Source organism: Pseudoalteromonas sp. ABV4_021 (genome assembly GCF_056159365.1).
In genome coordinates, this window is record NZ_JBSWVB010000002.1 from 655819 (window position 1) to 677275 (window position 21457).

General features: G+C 41.3%; 22 protein-coding genes. 12 read left to right on the forward strand and 10 right to left on the reverse strand.

Features of this window, described 5'->3' with window-relative positions; translation table 11 throughout:
• Positions 1–264 precede the first annotated feature (264 nt).
• From ACXAFE_RS17275 to ACXAFE_RS17290, 4 genes are all read left to right on the forward strand, one after another.
• Positions 265–792, forward strand: a complete 528-nt coding sequence (locus ACXAFE_RS17275; RefSeq protein ID WP_475155459.1) for a PAS domain-containing protein — start codon at positions 265–267, stop codon at positions 790–792.
• Positions 793–802: 10 nt separating this feature from the next.
• Positions 803–2284 (forward strand): methyl-accepting chemotaxis protein, encoded by a 1482-nt coding sequence (locus ACXAFE_RS17280; protein WP_475155461.1) that lies wholly within the window; start codon positions 803–805, stop codon positions 2282–2284.
• A gap of 131 nt (positions 2285–2415) precedes the next feature.
• Positions 2416–2814 (forward strand): hypothetical protein, encoded by a 399-nt coding sequence (locus ACXAFE_RS17285; protein WP_475155464.1) that lies wholly within the window; start codon positions 2416–2418, stop codon positions 2812–2814.
• 29 nt (positions 2815–2843) lie between these two features.
• The gene (locus ACXAFE_RS17290; protein ID WP_475155466.1) at positions 2844–3170 is read left to right on the forward strand and encodes an Imm58 family immunity protein; all 327 of its coding nucleotides are present in this window, start codon (positions 2844–2846) and stop codon (positions 3168–3170) included.
• A gap of 252 nt (positions 3171–3422) precedes the next feature.
• Here ACXAFE_RS17290 and ACXAFE_RS17295 read toward each other — a convergent pair whose 3' ends face one another.
• Positions 3423–3674 carry a DUF2999 family protein gene (locus ACXAFE_RS17295; RefSeq protein WP_010559531.1) on the reverse strand — a complete coding sequence of 84 codons (252 nt, stop codon included), beginning with the start codon at positions 3672–3674 and terminating at the stop codon, positions 3423–3425.
• Positions 3675–3774: 100 nt separating this feature from the next.
• A complete protein-coding gene (locus ACXAFE_RS17300) occupies positions 3775–5094 on the reverse strand; it encodes an NAD(P)/FAD-dependent oxidoreductase (RefSeq protein WP_475155472.1) in 1320 nt (439 codons plus the stop codon).
• A 274-nt stretch (positions 5095–5368) separates the two neighbouring features.
• Between ACXAFE_RS17300 and ACXAFE_RS17305 the strand changes: the two genes are divergently transcribed.
• A complete protein-coding gene (locus tag ACXAFE_RS17305; RefSeq protein WP_475155475.1) occupies positions 5369–5896 on the forward strand; it encodes a DUF2799 domain-containing protein in 528 nt (175 codons plus the stop codon).
• Here the strand turns inward: ACXAFE_RS17305 and ACXAFE_RS17310 are convergent, their stop codons facing one another.
• Together ACXAFE_RS17310 and ACXAFE_RS17315 are read right to left on the reverse strand one after the other, a co-directional pair.
• Positions 5897–6205 carry a DUF6419 family natural product biosynthesis protein gene (locus tag ACXAFE_RS17310; protein WP_475155478.1) on the reverse strand — a complete coding sequence of 103 codons (309 nt, stop codon included), beginning with the start codon at positions 6203–6205 and terminating at the stop codon, positions 5897–5899.
• Positions 6206–6227: 22 nt separating this feature from the next.
• The gene (locus ACXAFE_RS17315) at positions 6228–6662 is read right to left on the reverse strand and encodes a GNAT family N-acetyltransferase (RefSeq protein ID WP_475155482.1); all 435 of its coding nucleotides are present in this window, start codon (positions 6660–6662) and stop codon (positions 6228–6230) included.
• Between the two features lie 131 nt (positions 6663–6793).
• Here ACXAFE_RS17315 and ACXAFE_RS17320 point away from each other — a divergent pair, with 131 nt between their 5' ends.
• Positions 6794–7870, forward strand: coding sequence for a type 1 glutamine amidotransferase domain-containing protein (locus tag ACXAFE_RS17320; RefSeq protein ID WP_475155486.1), 1077 nt, complete (start codon positions 6794–6796; stop codon positions 7868–7870).
• A gap of 28 nt (positions 7871–7898) precedes the next feature.
• On the opposite strand, the gene ACXAFE_RS17325 is transcribed toward ACXAFE_RS17320, so the two are convergent.
• On the reverse strand, positions 7899–9065 hold the full coding sequence (locus tag ACXAFE_RS17325; RefSeq protein ID WP_475155490.1) for a GGDEF domain-containing protein: 1167 nt from the start codon (positions 9063–9065) through the stop codon (positions 7899–7901).
• Positions 9066–9467: 402 nt separating this feature from the next.
• Between ACXAFE_RS17325 and ACXAFE_RS17330 the strand changes: the two genes are divergently transcribed.
• The 3 genes from ACXAFE_RS17330 (at position 9468) to ACXAFE_RS17340 (ending at position 11567) form a co-directional block, all read left to right on the forward strand.
• Complete coding sequence (locus tag ACXAFE_RS17330; RefSeq protein ID WP_475155494.1) at positions 9468–10292, forward strand: trypsin-like serine protease; 825 nt, start codon at positions 9468–9470, stop codon at positions 10290–10292.
• A 67-nt stretch (positions 10293–10359) separates the two neighbouring features.
• Positions 10360–11211 carry a hypothetical protein gene (locus tag ACXAFE_RS17335; RefSeq protein WP_475155497.1) on the forward strand — a complete coding sequence of 284 codons (852 nt, stop codon included), beginning with the start codon at positions 10360–10362 and terminating at the stop codon, positions 11209–11211.
• Between the two features lie 44 nt (positions 11212–11255).
• Positions 11256–11567 (forward strand): DUF1330 domain-containing protein, encoded by a 312-nt coding sequence (locus ACXAFE_RS17340; protein ID WP_475155500.1) that lies wholly within the window; start codon positions 11256–11258, stop codon positions 11565–11567.
• An 89-nt stretch (positions 11568–11656) separates the two neighbouring features.
• Here the strand turns inward: ACXAFE_RS17340 and ACXAFE_RS17345 are convergent, their stop codons facing one another.
• Positions 11657–13057, reverse strand: coding sequence for an arylsulfatase (locus ACXAFE_RS17345; RefSeq protein ID WP_475155502.1), 1401 nt, complete (start codon positions 13055–13057; stop codon positions 11657–11659).
• Between the two features lie 556 nt (positions 13058–13613).
• On the opposite strand from ACXAFE_RS17345, the gene ACXAFE_RS17350 reads away from it, so the two are divergent.
• On the forward strand, positions 13614–14909 hold the full coding sequence (locus ACXAFE_RS17350; RefSeq protein ID WP_475155505.1) for an MFS transporter: 1296 nt from the start codon (positions 13614–13616) through the stop codon (positions 14907–14909).
• Between the two features lie 77 nt (positions 14910–14986).
• On the opposite strand, the gene ACXAFE_RS17355 is transcribed toward ACXAFE_RS17350, so the two are convergent.
• The gene (locus ACXAFE_RS17355) at positions 14987–15535 is read right to left on the reverse strand and encodes a YbhB/YbcL family Raf kinase inhibitor-like protein (protein ID WP_475155506.1); all 549 of its coding nucleotides are present in this window, start codon (positions 15533–15535) and stop codon (positions 14987–14989) included.
• A gap of 242 nt (positions 15536–15777) precedes the next feature.
• Here ACXAFE_RS17355 and ACXAFE_RS17360 point away from each other — a divergent pair, with 242 nt between their 5' ends.
• On the forward strand, positions 15778–16182 hold the full coding sequence (locus ACXAFE_RS17360) for a hypothetical protein (RefSeq protein ID WP_475155510.1): 405 nt from the start codon (positions 15778–15780) through the stop codon (positions 16180–16182).
• Positions 16183–16197: 15 nt separating this feature from the next.
• Here ACXAFE_RS17360 and rimJ read toward each other — a convergent pair whose 3' ends face one another.
• From rimJ to ACXAFE_RS17375, 3 genes are all read right to left on the reverse strand, one after another.
• A complete protein-coding gene (gene rimJ / locus ACXAFE_RS17365; protein ID WP_475155512.1) occupies positions 16198–16749 on the reverse strand; it encodes a ribosomal protein S5-alanine N-acetyltransferase in 552 nt (183 codons plus the stop codon).
• Positions 16746–17660: a hypothetical protein gene (locus tag ACXAFE_RS17370; protein WP_475155517.1), complete on the reverse strand. Its 915-nt coding sequence runs from the start codon at positions 17658–17660 to the stop codon at positions 16746–16748. Before ACXAFE_RS17370 ends, rimJ begins: the two co-directional genes overlap by 4 nt.
• 72 nt (positions 17661–17732) lie before the next feature.
• A complete protein-coding gene (locus ACXAFE_RS17375) occupies positions 17733–18668 on the reverse strand; it encodes a LysR family transcriptional regulator (protein ID WP_475155519.1) in 936 nt (311 codons plus the stop codon).
• 163 nt (positions 18669–18831) lie between these two features.
• Between ACXAFE_RS17375 and ppc the strand changes: the two genes are divergently transcribed.
• Entirely contained in the window at positions 18832–21393 is a 2562-nt protein-coding gene (ppc, locus tag ACXAFE_RS17380; RefSeq protein WP_475155523.1) for a phosphoenolpyruvate carboxylase, read from the forward strand.
• Positions 21394–21457: the final 64 nt, after the last annotated feature.

Consider the following 21457-nt stretch of genomic DNA (forward strand, 5'->3'; position numbering starts at 1 on the left):
ATTGATTTAACCCTATTAAGCGAGGGGCTTTTAGTTAACATTTAAGTTTTTTTTAGCTAATGCCACCCCACTTTGAAAGAATAATTCTCATTTAAACATATAGTTAAAATAATTATGTGGGATTAACTTGATCAAACACATAAAAAATACGCTTTTCACAATCAAAGTTTTATAAATGCACTAATTTTTTGATTTAGTGCAGTTTTAACACTTGCCAACAAACATAAAATACCGTTATTAAATCAATTTGTTGGAACACTCGTCGTGACCAAATTAGCAAGCGCTTCACAGCAAATTCATTTTGCTGAAGACGAACTCATCATTAGCAAAACCGATATACGTGGAAATATTACCTACGCCAATCGCACCTTTATGCGGGTAAGTAACTTTCCTGAATCAAAACTCATTGGCCAACCACATAACATTATTCGTCACCCAGATATGCCAAGAGGTGTGTATTACGGCATGTGGAAAACCCTAAAAGCCAAGCAAGAATTCTTTGGTTTCGTTAAAAACCTCACTGCCGATGGCGATTATTATTGGGTATTTGCAAATGTCACACCTGATCTGGTTAACGGCGAAATACAAGGCTTCTTTTCTGTAAGGCGTTCTCCGCCTGACGCAGCAATAAAAACAATTAGCGAGATGTATAAAAAAATGCAGCAAGTAGAAGCGCAACACGGTAAACGTGATGGGGCCAACGGCGCATGGTGTTGGTTAAATGAGTATTTGCAAACCCACCACAACACCAGTTATGAAGCCTTTGTATTAGACCTTTACGCCGCAGAATAAGGAGATTTTTATGCCAAACCATACAAGCAATGTAAGCAAAAACATTCCTTTTTTGAGCCAAAAACTGTTTATTGCCTGCGTAACCTTTGTCGCCTTAAATTTACTGGTTGCCATTAATAATATAGTCACCAGTGGCATCAGCTTAATTAATATTTTATCGCCGCTTTTGGCCATGGTGTTTGCCTTTTTTGCGTACCAAGATCAAAAACACCCACTTAACGCGCTAAAAGCGATACACCTGACACTCACTGAAGCAATTGCAGGCAAAACACATGTGCGAGTAACCCGCACCAAAGGGCTTGGTGAAATTGGTCAAGTTGCATGGCAGCTAAATGATTTTCTCGATATCGTAGAGACCAATTTTAAAGAGTTTTCGAACAGTTTTTCGCGCGCCGGAAAACGCGAATTTCACCGCAAGGGGTTAGTGCAAGGCTTGCCCGGAGAATTCGCTTACATCATGAATAACGTTAATGTGGCGATTGAAGCAATGGAACAAGCCGATAACTTTGCAAGGCAAAATCGCCTGCTAAGCGAAATGCACCACCTTAACACCAGCAATTTACTTGATAATTTAAAAGACACGCAACACCAAATGGCAGCGTTATCAACCGATATGGACGATGTTGCGGCGATGGCTATCGAAAGTAAGCAAGGCGCTGATTTTAGCCACAAAACCGTCGCAGAATTAAAGCATGCTATTGAGCAAGTTAACGAGCGCATGCATACGGTAGAAGAAACCGCCAATGTATTAGCGAACGACAGTAACCGTATCGAGCAAACAATACGATTAATTAGCGATATTTCTGAACAAACCAACTTATTGGCGTTAAACGCAGCAATTGAAGCCGCACGTGCTGGTGAATCAGGCCGCGGATTTGCTGTAGTTGCCGATGAAGTGCGTCATTTAGCGGTAAAAACACGTGAATCAACCGACGAAATTACTGCAATTATTTCAGGGCTAACCTCACGCGTAGAAAGCATGGTGCAGCAAACCTATGAAGTGAGCAACAGCGCGAAACAAATTGGCGATGAAATGACGACCTTCTCGGCCGAATTTGACACTATAGCCACATCGGCCGAGCGCACTATCAATGTTGTGGGCCAAACCAAAGATCGTGCATTCGCCTCACTGGTTAAAATTGATCACATCATCTACATGCAAAATGGCTACATTGGCGCTGAAAAAGGCGGGCTTGGTGCAGAATCTGATGCTGTGCAAGAATCTCACACTGAGTGCCGTCTTGGTCAGTGGTATCATCACGGGGAAGGCAACGCGGTATTCTCGCGTCTAGCTTCCTTTAAAGCGCTTGATAAACACCATAAAACGGTGCATCAGCATGTACGCCAAGCCATAGAGCTGGTGCAGCAAGACTGGCTTAGAGACAATGGTATTTTTGACGGCATCATACATCATTTCGAGCAAGCGGAAGTTGCAAGTGGCAATGTGGTACATTGCTTAAATGAACTGGTGTTACAAAAACACGCACAATAATCAAAGCCAACGACGCGTTTTTAAAGGCCGTGTGGCTTATTGCTATAACGCCGCATCATATTGATGTAACATACAAAAACTTCACTTATGTGAGGTTTTTGTATTTCAAACAATGCTGAATAAGGACAATCATGCGTTTTTTCTTTCTCGTTACATCCCTGTTACTCGCTGCAAGCCCTCTTTATGCAAACCCATTTTTAGGCAAATGGCATGTCACTAAAGTTGAAACACCAAACACTTACTTTGGTGAAATTAAATACCCTAAACACTTTGAGTTAACTCAGCAAAACGGACAACTTAGCGGACAATATCACGACCAATATGGCTATGGGTGTGACTTTTCCTTAATCGAATTAATCAATGCTGATAATGAGCTGTTATTAATCGGTTGTGGTGTGACTAAACATGCCAAATCTTGGATGCCAGTGCATAAAGTAAAACTCATCAATGATCAGCTGGTCGGTAAAGTGATCACGCATTCAACACAATTCACTTGGTACGCCGAGGCCGTAAAACCCGACTCACAATAAACCAGAAACGTCATCATAAGGACGTGTTTATGAAAAAATGGAAAGTGCTCTTTTTTACAACCTTGTTCGTGCTATTCACAAGCAACCTGTTTTGGCTCTATGTGGTGATTGATCAAGGTGTAAGCTACACCTACTTAAGCCAATCATATCAAGATGCAAACCACACTATTGACCACTTAAGCAAGTTAATCGTGAAAGGCAGCGCGCAATACAGTAAAAGCGATATACTTCATTTGCTCAGGCAAGCCGAGCCCAATATGTTGATTAGTGAAAGTGACAATACCATCGTCACTGAGTTTGCGACATTTAAGTTTAACAACAATCAATTGATTGCCATCAAACAATCCCAATTTTAATAAGTATGTTGGCAATCATAGCGCTAGGTAAATTAAGTAGTGCCAAGGAACACTTCTTAACGTGTTGTTCTAAAATAATAAATATCATTCCCATTAGCTGGGCATTTAACTCGCCAGAATCATCAACTCTCAAACTGAGTTTGTCTTAGCAAAGCGCAAGATAAATTAAAAAGGCCAGATTACTCTGGCCTTTTATACGTTTGCTATTGGATATAGCAATTAACTCAGCGATGAAACCGCTGATAAATACTGTTACTTGTTAAGCTGCGCTTTTGCGGCTTCAACCTTTGAAAAGTCAAGGCCGAGTTCCGCGACTGCTTCTTTAATAAGTGCAGGGTTTTGCATCACCTGTCCCATCACTAGTTGCAGTTTATCTTGAGGTAAGCCTAATTGACTAATGGTTAGCATTGCAGCCATTGGGTTTTCAGTAAGCACCTGAAAAATCTCATTAATACGCTCATCGCTAATGTTGTTTTCTTTTAACAGTGCAATAATTGGATTCATTCTACTACCTTGAATAACATTATTTGTGTTGCAGTGTAGCAGGTGATTAACATGCTGTTAATCACCAAGCTAAAAATCTAATAGACTCTGCGCTGTTGTTCTAATGTAGTTTCATTTTTGGCCTTACGCTACGCATTAGCTTTTCACACAGCCAAAGCGCCATGGTTTTTAAAGGTCCGTGAATGGCATTTTGATGCATGCGATACAAAGATACGTACATTAAGCGTGCTAATTTTCCCTCAATAAACATACTGTTATTGGTTAAATTACCCATTAAACTGCCTACCGCACTAAAGCGCGATAAATTCACAAGCGAGCCATGATCCTTGTACTTAAACGGTGTTTTAGCTTTGCCGCTAAGTTCAGCAACAATATTACTCGCTAAATTACTTGCCATTTGATGCGCTGCTTGTGCACGCGGCGGCACAAAACTACCATCAGATTGCTCACATGCCGACGCATCCCCAAGTACATAAACATGCTCTACTCCTTTGGCTTGCAAATACGGGTCGACCAATACTTGGTTACTGCGATTAAACGCTAATCCGTCAATATCTTTTATAAAATCAGCCACTTTTACACCCGCTGCCCACAGCATTAGATCAGCCGCAATCTCCTCGCCCTCAGCGGTGACAAAACCATGCTGATTGGCTTCGCTAATACGTGTATTTTCAAGCACCTGAATGCCTAAATTGAGTAGTTCACGCCTCGCTGCATCACTGATACGCTTTGGCAATGCGGGTAAAATAGTCGGCCCGGCTTCAATTAAATGAATACGTAACTGCGTACTTTTAAATTCACTTAAGCCATAGTGTTTTAACAAACCAGAAACATGAATAAGTTCAGCGCTTAGCTCAACCCCAGTTGCGCCACCACCCACGATAGCAATTGAAAGTGAATTTGATTTAGTATTTTCTTCACCGTTTGAGTTTTGATGAACGCGCGTAAAGCTATTTAGCAGCGCATGCTGAAAACGCTCTGCTTGTTGTTGAGAGTCCAAAAAGTAGCAATGTTCGGCAACACCTGGGGTATTAAAATCATTACTAATGCTGCCAATTGCAATAATGAGTTTATCGTAGTGAATAGTGCGCTCAGGCAATAATACTTTGCCGTTATCGTCATTATGTTGTTTTAAACTGATAGTTTGGTCGTTGGTATCGAGTTTTATAAACTCGCCCAAAATGAATTGAAAACCGTGGGTTGCTGCGTGAGCTGAATACGACACGCCATCTAAACTGGTGTCGAGCGAGCCTGTAGCTACTTCGTGCAGCAAGGGTTTCCATATGTGCGTGCGGTTTTTATCAATTAACGTAATGTTTGCGCGTTGTGACTTTCCTAATTTTTGTCCTAATTTACTTGCAAGCTCAAGGCCGCCTGCGCCACCGCCAATAATAACGATATTAGGATGTGTGTTAATCATAATTGTGCCCTTTAAAAGTTATAAAGAGCTGAATACATAAATTTTTACCGTGGTTATAACGTTGGCTAGGTGAGCCGCTTAATCAGTAAAAATTGGTATAATTAGGCATTCAGGTCATTATAACCTGACACAATACCCTTATGTTACGCCGCAACGTACCTAAGTTAAAGCCATAAAGTATTGCAAAATATGTCGTAAATGGTTGCGCGTGTTCAGTTAATATTCATGGCGTATTTTCTATTTTTGAAACAATTACTCAAAACTGTGAAAGACTATGACCTTATCGACACTTTATAAAACAGCTAGCCTCGCCGTTATTTATTTATCACTTAGCGCTTGCGCAGCTATTTCACCAGAAAAATGTAAAACCGCTGATTGGTATAACTTAGGATACAGTGACGGTCAAAGCGGCTATAAGCGCAGTCGGGTCAATGACTATCGTCAAACTTGTGCGGAAGTAAACATCGATGTAAACACCAAAAAATGGCAAGAAGGATACGAACAAGGCAACAAAGTGTACTGCACGCCAGAAAATGGCTATCGCATTGGTCGTGCCGGACAAACATACAACGGAGTGTGTTTAAACGAGTCATTCGTTAAAAACTACAACAAAGGTAAACGACAATATGATATCGACGAGGAAATCAAACAGCTGGAAGAGCGCTTATACCGCCTCAAAGAGCAATATCGTAATGAAACAAACGATGATATTAAGCGCGAAATTCGCCATGATATTCGTGATTTAGAACGCGAAATTGACCGTTTGCGCATTCCACAAGTCATTTACCAAGTGGTGTTTTAGTTATGATGACCCAAGTGCGAACTGTTTTTTAACACCTAGCATCACACCACCAAATGCCACGCTAAAAATGCCAGCCAGCATTGCCAACGACGATAGCGTGGCGTTAGCGATGCCAGGACTTGCCAACACGGCTAATGTGTTAATAAATACTAACATCAACGCAGAGAGCAAATAACCTTGATAGCCAATTACACCGGCAAATATCAAAAACAAAAAGGTAAAACCAAGCGCTGGCGTAAACGCTGCGGCAGCAATCACCCCAACAACTAAAGAAAGCGCTATCACCAACCCTATTACTATTTTATACATCTTTGCCTCCGTGCATATTTTTTTAGCCAAGTAATTTTTCAAATCGAATTTTATGGTCTTGAAAACTTGGCGCTTTTTCAAGACCAATTATTGCATAGTTGTTTTTGACAAGCATTGCCAACATCGCTCGAAAACGATTCATGGTTTTTACCTGAACAGCAGTAAACCCATGTTGTTGTAGCCAACTCTCTTGCTGCAATAACATTTTTTGAGCAAGACCTTGACCGCGATGATTTGGCACCACAGCACCTAACCAGCTGTAAAACGTTGTATCGTTTAATGCATAACCGAGTTTATAACCTATCGGTTCGCTATTGTGATAGGCAATAAGCAATAAATGGCGTTTATCAGCAAGGCGTAATTTAATATCGGCGAGTTTTTTTGGCGATGAAAATTCAGGAATCGCCTGCTCGATTTGCACCATTTGCTCAAGTTGCCCAATTTCAATTGTATACATAGTTCTTGCTTATTTGGCTTTAAACTGCCGCCAGTATAGAGAATTTAAAAATCTGAATCGATCTTCCTTCACGCTTTTTTCACACCTGGCACGTTAGTGTAACGGCAAACAACGTAACAGGAACTGAAACTATGATTAAAAAATTAGTCATTACAATAGCTGTCATTGCCGCGATTGGTATTGCTTCACTTTACGGCACCAAAACTTGGCTTAAAAGCTTACTGCCCGATAAAGCCCACTTTACGGCGCTAAAAAATACGCAAGTCAATGATTTACCTTATATCACCGAAAACCCCGTACCCTATCGCGGAAAAATCCTCGCAGTTGTCACCAGCACTGACAAAATGGGGCAAGATAAACCAACAGGCTACGAGCATACCGAGCTTGCCAGAGCCTATTGGGTGTTTACTGCAAACGGTTTTAAGGTAGATATTGCAAGCCCTAAAGGTGGTAAGCCGCCTGTAGTTATTGATGGTGAAGATATGGGGGCTTACGATTACGCATTTTTAAACGACAAAACCATTCAAGCACAGGTCGCAAATACCTTGTTACTATCACAAGTTGACCCAAATGATTATCAGGCGGTTTATTTTGTTGGTGGGAAAGGTACCATGTTTGATTTTCCCGATAACAGCGATGTGAAACGGATCACCAAAGCCTTGTATCAAGATAACAAGGTTGTAAGTGCCGTTTGCCACGGCCCTGCGGCACTGGTAAATGTTACCTTGGATGATGGCTCGCATTTACTCGAAGGCAAAACCGTATCGGGCTTTACCAATGAAGAAGAGTTATTTTTAATTTCCGATGCAAAAACCCTCTTTCCGTTTTTGCTCGAAGATAAGCTGATTGCACGTGGCGCAACATTTCAGCCAGGCCCGCAATATCTAGAGCAAGTAGTGCAAGATGGTAAGCTTATAACGGGGCAGAATCCATGGTCAGTGTGGACCTTAGCTGAGCGCGTAGTTGCTGAATTAGGTTATACACCCAAGCCAAGAGCGCTCACTGGTGAGGAGCATTCCGTTAGGCTGTTAAAAACCTATCAACAAAATGGCTTAGCCGCAGCAAAAGCAGATATCGTTAATAATCCAAAAGCGCATCAACAAATATTAGTTGTAATGCATGCAATATTGGCGTTTATGCAGCTCGATATAGGTAAAGGATTTGATTTATTGAGCCTCGCCAAAGCAATCAAAGCCCAACACGCATAAATTGCTTAGTAACGTAACTCTTCAAGGGTTACGTTATGTCCGATACTACTCTATCACGGCCAAGTTCTTTGGCGTCGTAAAGCAAATCGTCAACACGTTTGAACATCATTTCAATTGCTTCACCACGTTGGTATTGGGTAACACCAATACTCGATGTGATTGTAATGCTGTTTTCATCACTCATTTTTATCGGCTCTGCTTTTAGCGCCAATGCAATTTGCTCAGCACATCTAATTGCTTGTATGGTTTGTGTATTCGGTAAAATTGCCACAAACTCTTCGCCGCCATAACGTGCAACAATATCATTACGTGTTAATTTGCTTTTAATAAGGTGCGACGCCACCTTTAACACATTATCGCCTGCAAGATGCCCATAGGTATCGTTAATTCGTTTAAAGCGATCGAGGTCAAACATCACCACACTAAAGCCGATATTTTGTTGTTTAAGTTGTTCAATACGACGCAACATGACGCGTCGATTAATCAGTTTTGTTAGCGGATCAACCGTTGATTCACGATACAAATTCATCAACATTGAAAGCTGTGCAATTTGCAGCCACAGGCTAATACCGGCAAACAAACCAAATAGCCAAACGCCATTAAACAAATGCCAATAATCACCGTTAAAAAAGTGCGCTTGTACTAGCATAAATGGAATAAAAATCAGGCTAATTAAAATCACACCACCGCGAATAGTCAGTGGAAATAACCCGATCATTGCCAATGTTAAATACGGCATCATGGTAAAAATTAACGGCACACTATCAAGGCTGTTAAACGTCAGCATAATGCACAAATAAAACAACGATGGACATAAAAATGACAGTGCAATCACATGTTTTATTAAACTCACCGAAGACGAGCGTTTTACGCGATAAGCCATAATAAACAGTGCCACCGAGAGCGAAATACGCGCCACAAGTAAGGTTTGTGCATGTGCTTGCGGGAGTGTTAGAAAATCAAAAAAGCCAAATAAGGGCACCGAAAATGCGAAAAACAAACACATAATCCATAAACGTCTACGAATATAATCCGACCGTTTATGCGTAAAATCAGTTGAATGGGAATGCGATGAAATAAGCTCGACGAGAGGATTGTTTTCTAAACGAAGGTAGGTTTTGAGTTTTAACGATTTAAACTTAGATAAGGGCTCTTTTTTGTCACTATACGGCTCGCTTAGTGCGGTTGGCTTCATATTTAGTCTCACTTACGTCTATTACAACGCCAAATAATGTTGACGCAATAATCATCAATTCGAAGCAAGTTTAACCGTTGAGCACATTTACGTGATTATTCTAGATCAATAAAAACACAGTAAACAAAGTACCGAAATTAAACACATAGCCTCTAATTTAATACACCCCTAGAGGTATTCGCATGCAAGAATTTGCTAAATATAAAATGCACTTTAACGCAAGCTTACAATCTCTTACAAAAGCGATAAAATTGAGCGGTAGCAGTACGTTGCAATATCTGGTACAACTATAAATTGTTAAAGCTAGCTAATTACACAGGGATTGCTGCCATTCACACAGTGTAAAAAAGCACAACGGCATTTGAACCATTGTTTGTAACGCAATACTTGCAAGGAGCGCGAATGAAATACCTGTTAACCTTACTTTTAAGCATATCCGTTTGCGCACAAGCAATAATCATTAGGCACGATATTGCTGATGCACAATACAAAGTACCAAGCACTGAGTTACCTCAATTAGCTACATTTTATTTTGACGGCGCACATGGCACGCTTATAGCGCCAACTTGGGTATTAACAGCAGCCCATGCGACATTTTGCGTGAAGCCTAACTCTCCCATATTACTTAACAAAAAACACTACGCGGTTAAGCGTGTTTATATTCATAAAGATTACACTCCGGGGCTAAGCCACGATATTGCCTTAATTGAATTACAACAACCCGTTTTAGGCGTCACGCCTTTCTCATTCAACACAAAATCTGATGAGTTAAACAAAAACCTGTGGTTTATTGGTATTGGTGGCACAGGAAATGGGTTAACGGGCCAAACAGTTGATAATTTTGAAAACAAAGGTCAAATGCGCAAAGCACAAAACAAAGTGACATTGGCGCAAGGTCCGCTGTTAAAGTTCACCTTCGATAAAGGTGAGAACGCGCTGCCACTCGAGGGCGTATCCGGTGGCGGTGACAGCGGCGGCCCGGCATACACATTTCAAAATAATACAGGCGTTATTTACGGTATTAGTTCACGTGTCGAGGGCGGTAATATTGGCAAATACGGTGTTAGCGAGGTTTACAGCCGAACATCATTTTTTGCGCCTTGGATAAACAAGATTATAAATGGTACGAATATAGACGCGCTTTCAGACGCCAAGTTGAAGCAGTTGCCTGCAGGGTTAACAGAAGACATTTTGCCACGTGTCTGTAACGACATTCGTATTAAATAAAGCAAAACTAGTGCGGCACATATAAATGTGTTGTATCACCTTAGATTTTAAAAAAAAGAGGGATCTTATGAAACGAAATTACATCTTGGCACTAGCGTTATTGACGACTACTCACACTAGCTTAGCCTTTGATTTAACCGCCAAATGCTTAAAAGTGAAAGAAATTTTCAACAAGCAACCTCACACTGCAACAACGTGGCAAAACTACTCAGCTGGCGCTGCAACTCCCTTTAAACAAATAAACGCAAACGATTTTGGCGCGCCCGTAGTGCTTAAAAATGATAAACAAGTTACCGTTGACCTATTGGGCCTGCATCCATTGTTAGTGTTCAACTACGCTGAGGAAGAAAAAGCAAACACGTGGCAAAAAGTCGACCTATACGCTCACAAAACCTACCAACAACATACCGACGTTACTAAACAGCTAGATATAGTGACTGTGCTAAAAGAATCGCTCGATTTGTCACCAGAAAGCATAAAATGCAACTACGACACTAGCTCTCCAAAGGACCTACGTAAAAACTTAAATGAACAAGTTTCATGGTCGACATTACTGACAATTAAGTCGTTTATGATGCCAGAAGATGTGATTGGTGCGATAAAAATTAAAAATCGCAATGCAGTGATTATTCGCAGTAAATCGGGGTTTGAGTATTACGAATCAAACGACGAGAAAGCCATTAAAATTACGGTGAACAGCGAAGAAAAAAGTGATCTAGATAGCTTTATTGCCACAGTTGAAAGTAACCCGCCGTTCACAACACCAACAGAAATTACAGCAAAGCTCATTAGCGGTATTCACAATAATAATATTGCAGACTGGCAAAGTGCACTGACCCTAATGAAACGTGAACAATACACAGTACCCGCGATGGAACCCGTCCACATACGCATTGTAACGCTCCAACATCAACTTTGATATTCGCGTAAATTTTATCAGCCCATAGCAAAAGGAGTTATTAGATGTTCGAATATTTAGTTGGGTTAGAAGTAACAAACAACCAAATGTATACGCAGTATCGAAATGCGATGACGCCCATACTTGAGCAGTATGGTGGCGGGTTTGGTTACGACTTTGTGGTATCTGAGGTTTTAAAGTCCGCAGTAGATGTGCCGATTAACCGCGTGTTTACCATTGTGTTTCCAACAAAACAAAGCGCTGATAGGTTCTTCTCGGACGACTCGTACTTAGCGGTAAAACCGAATATTTTGATTCTTCTGTTGCGCATACCACGATTATTGCCGGTTATGAAAAGGCGTAAGAATAACTGCTAACCGTCACTTTTACCGCACGCTAGACTTGCGCATTACGATTATATCGAAAAGGTAAACCCACTTAGCAAACGCCAAGTGGGTTTATTCGATTATCGTGTTGTCGATACCGATTTCGCTTTTTTAATCGCTTCATTAATATTTAGCGACGCTGCTTCTTGGCGCGGTGGGAACTTTTCAAATGTTTTAATATGCTCCGTTAGCATCGCAATGGCAGGTTGAAATACCCAGCTCTTTTTCATGATTTGATGAAAGCCTGTTACGCCATCGTAATGTTCCATTGGATCTTTACGTAAGTTAAACAGTTTAGGCATGGTATGGGTAACCAAATCTTCGTAATAACGACCACCTGGTTTTGATGCAAAGTGCATTTTCCAAGGGCCAACACGAATTGCGGTTAACTGCGATTCGTAATAATAAAAGAAGTGATTACGCGCAGATTTTTTGCTTTTGCCACGCCAATAATTAAGGTTGTTTTCACCATCGATATATACTTTAAACTCTTTTTCCATTGCTTTTCGTAAGTTTTTCTCACCTACTGCTGCTGCAATCGTTGGGAATACATCTTCATGCGAAGAAATACCGTTCAGCTTTAACCCTGCTGGAATTTTTTTCGGCCAACGCACCATAAACGGCACACGCACACCGCCTTCCCATGTCGTCATTTTTTCGCCGCGGAATTTGGTTGTACCCGCATCAGGCCACGAACTTTGCTCAGGGCCATTATCTGTGGTGTAGATTACAATGGTATTGTCGGCAATTTTTAGCTCATCGAGCTTATCGAGAAGCTGCCCTACATGACCATCATGCTCTAACAAGCCGCTACCAAACACATCTTCTTCAGAACTAATATGAGTGGCAAGATGACGGCTCTCTGGTTTCAAGCGCGTGTAAACATGCATACGACTAGGCGCATGCCAAATAAAGAAGGGTTTATCTGCTTTAACCGCGCGCTCCATAAAATCTAGGCTTCGCGCCAACACTTCTTCATCAAATGTTTCCATGCGTATACGCGTTAGCTGACCTGTATCAATTATACGGCCATCGGCATACGCTTCAATCACACCGCGCGGGCCAAACTTCTTCTTAAATTCTTTAGTTTTTGGGTAATCTTCCTGCTCAGGTTCTTCTGACACATTCAGATGATACAAATTGCCATAAAATTCATCAAAACCATGGCGCGTTGGCAAGTGCTCGTCAAGGTCACCCAAGTGGTTTTTACCAAATTTCCCCGTCATGTAGCCTTTATCTTTTAAAAACTCAGCAATGGTTGGATCGGCTTCTTTAATGCCCAAAGGATTGCCGGGCTGACCAACCGCTGTCAGTCCTGTGCGCACCGGTAATTGCCCCATTAAAAACGCTGCACGCCCTGCGGTACAACTTGGCTGGGCATAATGATCGGTAAATAAGGCGCCTTCATTGGCAATTCGGTCGATATTGGGAGTGTTGTAGGTCATGCCATGTGAATAGGCACTTAAAGAAACCTGTGCCACATTATCCACCATAATGGCGAGAACGTTCGGGTCTTTCGCGTGGGCTGACAACGAAAGTAGCCAGCTAACACACTGACTAATGGTAATTTCATTACTTCTCCTTGTATTATTGAAGTATAAGTTGAATTTGTTTCTCAAAAGCACTCTCACAGCAAACCTTGATTACATAAAGCCATCGTCGGCCAGATGTTTAACATCCTAAAAATAAACATCACTTTTGTTGTTAACCAAGATTAAATGCTCATTTTACGAGCATTTTCAATTTCTACCTTACAAGAAAATAAGGAACAAGCACAGTGAAAAACGATACATATTACGAAAATTTACTAACGTTTATTTAATCAAAAACAATGCGATACAAGCGCTAAACACCTAGTATTACGTGCAGCTAATTGCTCATGTAAATTTAAGTTATCCACTGAGCTCACGCGAAACAATAGACCTGCGCATTAAATATGAGCAGCGCAATAGTGCAAGGTTTGATTAAAAACTGGCTTGATCTAAACCAAACTTGAGGTTTTAGCATGCCATTTTTCACAGTAATAAGAACAAAATAATGAACAATGATATTTCAATTTCTAGTATAAAGCAGTTTCCGCCATTAATGTGGATTATGCTATTTGGCTCGTTTATAACGCGCGGTAGCTTTTATATGGTGTGGCCATTTTTGGCAGTGATTCTGTATAAAAAGTTTGCCCTTTCTGCAACCGAAGTGGGCTCGGTATTGTCGCTCGCTGCGGTTATTTCGGTGTTTGTCAGTTTTGTTGGCAGCACCGTGTCAGATAAACTTGGCCGCAAACCTATGATGTACGCCACAGGTGTGCTTTATATTATCTCGTTTAGTTTGCTTGCTATTGCCGACACAATTGTCATGTTCACTATAGTGATTACACTGTGTTTTATTGCTACCTCTCTTTGGCGACCGCTTGCATCGGCTTTAATTGGCGATATTATTCCAGAAAAAGCGACCCGCGAACTTGCGATGCAATCACTTTATTTTGCGGTTAATGTTGGCTGTGCGGTTGGCCCAATGCTAGGGGTTTGGCTTGGCTTAACCGGCGAGCAATCAAGCTTTTTTATCACTGTTTACGCCTTTGCCTTTTTACTTGTGTTACTAACCTGGGGGCTTAAACATCATGATAAAATCCAATCAAAAGTGGATATAGATAACGCACAAATTGCGCCAAGCAACGAAACTCCAAAAACAAAAACGTGCTTTAAACAAACATTCAGCGTGTTAGTACAAGATAAGCTGTTACAGTGCCTTATTTTGGCAAACATTTTGTGCTTTTTTATTTATGGTCAAATGGATAGTTCACTGGTGCAATACCTTACTCGTGAGGGTGCAAATAACTTGCTAGAACTTATTTCATCAATGATCTTTACTAACGCGTTAGTGATTATTACCTGTCAGTTTTTACTGCTTAAATTAATGGCGTCGCGGCCAATTTTAGTGCGTATTCGTTTTGGCTTGGTGTTACTTATCATCTCGCAAATCTGGTTTGCTTTTAATCCACTTACGTTTTTTGCAGGTTGGTTAGGCGCGGTTGTAATCATGAGCCTTGCCGAAGCCATTTTATTTCCTACCATGAGCGTACATGTTGACCGCATTGCGCCAACTAACCTTCGTGGTGCATATTTTGGCGCAACCGCATTTTACGATTTAGGCTATGCCTTTGCGCCCATTGGCGGTGGTTTACTGTTTGATATGTTTGACGGTCGCACCCTGTTTTTAGTGTGTAGTGCCATTGCTGTGGTGGTATTTTTACTTTACCTCATTATGAATAAATTAAAGCGCCCAGCGTTTATCACAGAGCAGCTTGCAACTGAACAAACGGCTAAAACAGCGTAAACATCTTTGCTTTTTTACAGTCAAAACAAAAAAGCCAGTATTCATTTACTGGCTTTTTACTTTACAACTTAAATAAGTTAATCGCGTTTATACACCGCCTCAATTGTTGCTTTTGCCAGTGTATTGGCATTCACCACATACCCTGCCACCGCGCTTTTGCTATTTTCTTTTAAACCAAGCGGCTTTGCTAACGCAAACACAGTAAATTGATAACGATGAATACCGTGCCCTTTTGGTGGACACGCGCCACCAAAGCCATTTACTCCAAAATCATTATTAATTTGCACCGCACCCTCGGGTAGTTGTGGACCTGAACTACTGCCAGCGCCAGCTACTAATTCGGTAGTGCTCGCGGGTAAATCTGTAACCTGCCAATGCCACCAGCCGCTACCAGTTGGCGCATCTGGATCATAGGCAAATACAGCAAACGCTTGGGTTTCTTTGGGTGCACCGCTCCACTTCAAATGCGGCGATACATTTTCACCTTCACAGCCAAAGCCCTTAAAAACGTGCTTATTTGAGAGCATTTCACCGTTCGCAATATCATTACTTGTAAGTGTAAAGGTATTAGCCCAAAGCTGCGCGGCTGATAACAATAACGTACCGCCTATAATCTGTTTTAACATGGTATGTCCCTTTTATTAATTACTTGCTCATATTAATCATAAACACGTTTAAAATCATAGTGTTTTAAGGGGGTGAATATTTTATCTGATTTGTAAGGTTAAAAAACGAGGCTTTAATGTAACTAGATCACTTACACAAGAACTGGAATGGTTCTATTTTAAAATATCTGTTACAAATAAAGCTGTGATGAAAAGCTTAATCAAGCTAAATTCAGGAGTACAAAGCTAGGGAGCATATATTTATGGATAAAGTCAGCACAGTTAGAATTTACCTGTTAAGGGCAATGTATGCGTTTATTGCGTTTGGCTTAGGAGTAACAACGCTACCTGACGTGGTTTCTGGCTCGGGCCGATTTGCCGATTCAGACACCATTATCAATGCCATGTTAATGGGATTTTGTCTTCTCTCGCTGCTTGGCATAAAGTACCCACTTAAAATGTTACCAGTACTGTTACTTGAACTTATTTGGAAAGTGTTTTGGCTTTTAGCCTATGCTTTACCTATGTATTTAAATCACTCTCTCGATGAATACACACAAGAGCTGGTATTTGCCTGTGCTTTGGGGGTTATTCTTACACCACTCGTACTGCCATGGGGCTATTTAATAACTCACTACATAAAAGCCCCTGCAACACCTTGGAGATGAATTCAAACAGGCCTTTTAGTCATCTATAAACTGAGGGTTAATTTTGGCAGTCAACACGTGATCTTGCCATATGCCATTTATTTTTAAATAGCGTTTAGCCAGCCCTTCTTTTTCAAAACCTAAACGCGTTAATAACTGGGCACTTTTTGTATTATGTGGCATATAGTTTGCCATCACACGGTGCAACTTTAACTCGTTAAAGACATAATCGAGCCCAGCCTCTACTACCTCAGTCATAATGCCCTGCCCTTGGTATTTTTCAGCAACACAATAACCTAGATAGCACGCTTGAAATGGCCCACGCACCACATTAGTAAAGTTACACATTGCCATTATTTCGCGGCGCTCAAAATCAAAAGCGGCAAAATGATACGCGTTATGATTATTAAGGTGCGTTTGATAACCATTAGTTAGATTCTGCACATTCACTTTAGTGTAATAGTGCTTATCGCGCGTTGGCTCCCACGGTGCTAAGTGCGCTTTGTTCTCATTAATAAACGACAACAGGGCTTGTGTATCATTACTGTTTGGCACATCAATCAGTGTACGTTTGGTTTTGAGTATCATTGCCTTTGGTCAAGTGCCTGTTTGTCGGTGGCATGCTGAATTAAATTAACTAATAACCGACCATGCATTGGGGTAAAACCGGTTTTCTCGAGTTTTTTCTCAAGGTAGTTAGCAAAGTTTTTACGCTTATCGTGATGGGTGCGAAGCGTAAACAGCAGTTCATTTTGCTTTTGGTTTATGAGTCTCGTGTTATAAATTGGGTCTTCATCAGGCCAGTTTTCTACTGGTACGCCTTTGGTTTGATATACATAGCTTGAAAGTGTTTGATTGATCCGAGAGTAATCACTTTGACCAATTAATAATTCCAATTCTTTTAATAAGCCGCGGTACAATACACGCGGAAATAAGCTGTAAAAATCTTTATTTTGGAACGCTTTGCCTTTTTCAGTTTGCTGCCAATCGGCAAAACTCGATTTAAGCGCATGGACAAAAATACGCCCAACAAAATGTACTTTTAAATAGCTGCCACCTTGGCTATCTGCACTTTGTAGCAAATTACTTAAACGCTTACGATAGCTTCGGTTCTCTGCTTTTAAACGGCTTACTTCGGCTTCTAACGCAAGTTCATTTTCGCCTTTCTCAAGCTGCTGTTTTTGCAATTGGGCAATACGCAATTGGGCACTTTGTAATACATCGCGGGTGTCTTTAAGCTCTTGTAGCACACTACCATTTTTAATCTTGAAATTAAAATTGTGCGTATTGTGCTGAGTGGTTTGAGTTACTAAAGGGCTGGCTGCTTTGGTAAGCGCTTGGTTTAATTTTCTTTCTAAAATTATCCCTGACTGGCTGCCTTTTAGCAGCGTTGTTAATTGACTATTTATCTCATTTAAATACCAAGTATGTAACTGCTTACTTTGCTCTGTGCTTAACCCAGTAAAAGGATTACTATTTTCCTTATCAAATTCAGACACCTACTGCCTCAGTTCCATTAGTTCTAATTATTTATTCTGAGCCGGATAGTAGCAGAAAAACCCACTAAAACTCTAGCTGGATAATGCACTTTTAGTACTCACTTGCGAGCGTTCTAAAATGGCCACACCTTGCTCTTTCATAAAGGTTTCAAACGCACTGGCAAGTAAGCTTTGTTTTCTATCTTGGCGTTTAGCTAAAAACCACGTACTACGAATAGGAAACCCTTTTACATCTAATTTTACCAAACCCGGTACTTCACCATAATCGAGCGCATGACGGCTTAAAATAGATAAGCCTAGACCCGATGCAACCGCATATTTTATTGCTTCGTTACTTTCGATGGTCATTTTTTCATTCAAGGTTAATTGCTGCTCTTTACAAAATTGCTCAATTAAATTTCGCGTACCAGAACCTTTTTCACGCATTATAAATGGGTAATGCGATAAACGGTTTAAACTAACTTCGTGTTGCAAATGCAGTTCATGCCTTGCAGGGGCGATTACTACCAGTTCGTTATCGAGTAGCGGGGTTTTTATAATTTCGGGACGTTCAGGGCACTGACTAAAAAAGTAAAAATCGTCTTCGTTGGCTTCTATGCGCTCTTTAACTTCTTGGCGGTTACCAATCTTTAAATTGATATCAACTTTTGGGTGTTTCTTACAAAACGCCCCTAAAATTAGCGGCAAAAAATACTTGGCAGTAGAGACTACACATAAATTAAGCGAGCCGGATGTCACGCTTTTAAGCTCATCAATCGATACTGATAAATTATGAAAACTGGTAAACACCTCATTAGCGCACTTTAGTAGCGCTTTTCCTGCGTCGGTAAGCACAATGGTTTTGCCATGCTGGCGATACACCGGCATATCCATAGTCTCGCTTAATTGCCTTAACTGAATCGACACCGAGGGTTGGGATACATGTAACTGCTGCGCCACCAAAGAAATACTTTTGTATTGGTCGAGCGCTTTTAAGAGCTGTAATTGCCTAACTGTGGGTAACCGCATAGCTATATAGATTTTTATTTATACATATTTACATAAATATATATTAGCGTTTATTAAACTGCGCGCATAGACTAATTTTTGACTTATAAATGCATAAAATACAACCTGCATCTCAGAACAACAACGCAGGTGGTGATGCTTTGTATTAGGGAATGAGGAAGTTATGTTAGAAACCATATCGAATAATGTACGCGCGTTAGGTGAAGTACTCGGCCAAACAATTGCCGAAGACAAAGGCGATGGTTGGGTTGATAAAATTGAAGAAGTACGCCTTTTAGGTAAGCGCATTGTGGCAGGTGAAAACCATGCAATTGATGATCTACAAACGATCTTTGCAAACAGTACTGAACAAGATTTATTAATTCATGCTCGTGCATTTAGCCAGTTTTTAAACCTCGCGAATGTGGCAGAGCAACAACACACAACCAGTGAGCAAGGCTTAGCAGAGCTTGATTTGCCCCACCCGCTTGACTCTCTTTCAGACAAATTAACCGGTATTGATGCAAACGCGTTTAAACAAGCGCTTAAAAAGCTGCATATCGAACTGGTGTTAACTGCGCACCCAACCGAAGTTAACCGCCGCACTTTTATTCATAAATACAACGAAGTTGCCGATGAACTCAGTAAAGGGGAAGCACCACTGAGTGAACGCGTGCAAGAAATCATTGAGCAAGCATGGCATACCAATGAAATTAGACAGCAGCGCCCAACACCGCTTGATGAATCTCGCTGGGGCTTGCACGCCATTACCGACAGTTTATGGCATGCGGTACCACAATTTGTTCGCGAATTAGATGATCTTTCACAAGCCCTGATTGGCGAGCCGCTGGCTGAAGATATTGTGCCAATTACTATGGCCAGCTGGATGGCAGGCGACAGAGACGGTAACCCGTTTGTTACCGCCAAACTCAGTAAACAAGCCATTTTACAAGCGCGATTAATTGCCGCAGAGCTCTACTTAACGGACTTTGAATCACTTTATTTAGAATTATCTATGCATAAGGCAACCGATGATTTAATTGAAGCGGATATTAATAATATTGGCCCGTATCGCGCGGTGATCACCAAGTTAATTAGTGAACTTAAAGAGTCAATCACGCTGTTGCGTGATGGCAAAACCAAAGGTGCAATTTCATCTTCTGAAGATTTACTGACGCCATTAAAAGCATGCCGTAATAGCTTATTAGCCGTCGGCCTTACCCGCGTTGCAAATTCACAAGTGCTTGACTTAATTCGCAAGGTGCAATGTTTCGGCATTTCACTGGTTAAGCTGGACATTCGTCAACACAGCGAACGCCACGATGAAGCCATTGGCGAGATTGTAAACGCGCTCGATTTAGGCGGTTACGCTACTTGGGATGAAACTCGCCGCGTTGAGTTCTTACTCGGCGAAATAAATAACCCGCGTCCATTATTACCCAATGTCACTTGGAGTGAAAATACACAAGAAGTGCTCGATACCTTTGCCATGGTGGCTAAGCAACCGCGTGAAGTGCTCGGTATTTATATTATCTCGATGGCCAGCAAAGTAAGCGATGTACTTGCTGTTAATCTTTTAATGAAAGCCACTGGGTTTAGTTGGGATATGCCAATTGCACCGCTGTTTGAAACATTGGATGATTTAAACAACGCGCCAAAAGTCATGGGCGACTTGCTAAACATAGAGCAATATTTAACACGCTGTAAAAAGCGGCAATATGTGATGATTGGCTACAGTGATTCGGCAAAAGATGCGGGCGTATTAGCGGCCACATGGGCACAATACCAAGCGCAAGAAGCGCTAGTACAGGTATTTAAACAATTTGAGGTGGAACTTAAATTATTCCACGGCCGTGGGGGTACCATTGGTCGCGGGGGTGGTCCTGCACACGATGCAATTGCATCGCAACCGCCGGGTACACTCGATGGTGGCCTACGTGTCACCGAACAAGGTGAAACTATCCGCTATAAGTTTGGTTTGCCAAACCTTGCTGTGCGCAGTTTGCACTTGTATGCCAGTGCGATTTTAGAAAGCCTAATTCACCCACAACCTGTGCCGCCAGCATCATGGCGAGCGCTTATGAACAACATGGCATCGCTCAGTTGTGAAATTTACCGCGGTTATATTCGCGAAGAACCAAATTTTGTGCGCTATTTCCGTCAAGCAACACCTGAGCAAGAGTTATCATCGTTGCCACTTGGCTCGCGTCCAAGCAAACGCCGCTCAGATGGCGGTATTGAATCACTGCGTGCTATTCCGTGGATATTTGCGTGGAGCCAAAACCGTTTAGTATTGCCAAGTTGGTTAGGACTTGGTCAAGCAATTGAAGCGTTTTATCAAGAAAATGCCGCGCTGATGAACGAAATGTTGGAAAACTGGCCGTACTTTAAAGCCCGTATTTCATTAACTGAAATGGTGTATTTAAAGTCCGACCCGCAGTTATCAGCACTGTATGACGCAGCCCTTGTAGAACCTGAGCTACAAGGTTTAGGTGAACAACTACGCAGCCAATTACAGCAAGATGAACAAGCAGTACTGACATTGCTTAACCAAGCTCATACGCTCGAAAGCGATCCTTGGAACTTAAGCTCGTTTAGATTACGCCAGCCTTATTTATTGCCACTGCATTTGTTGCAAATTGAGGCTTTAAAACGTTTACGCAATAAACCTGAGCACCCTGAAAGTGAGCAAGTGCTAATGGTTACCATGGCAGGTATTGCTACTGGTATGCGAAATACTGGGTAACCACGTGAAATTAGCATGAGACTATGTGATTAGTGTTGTATCAAGCACTAATCACAATTTTAAT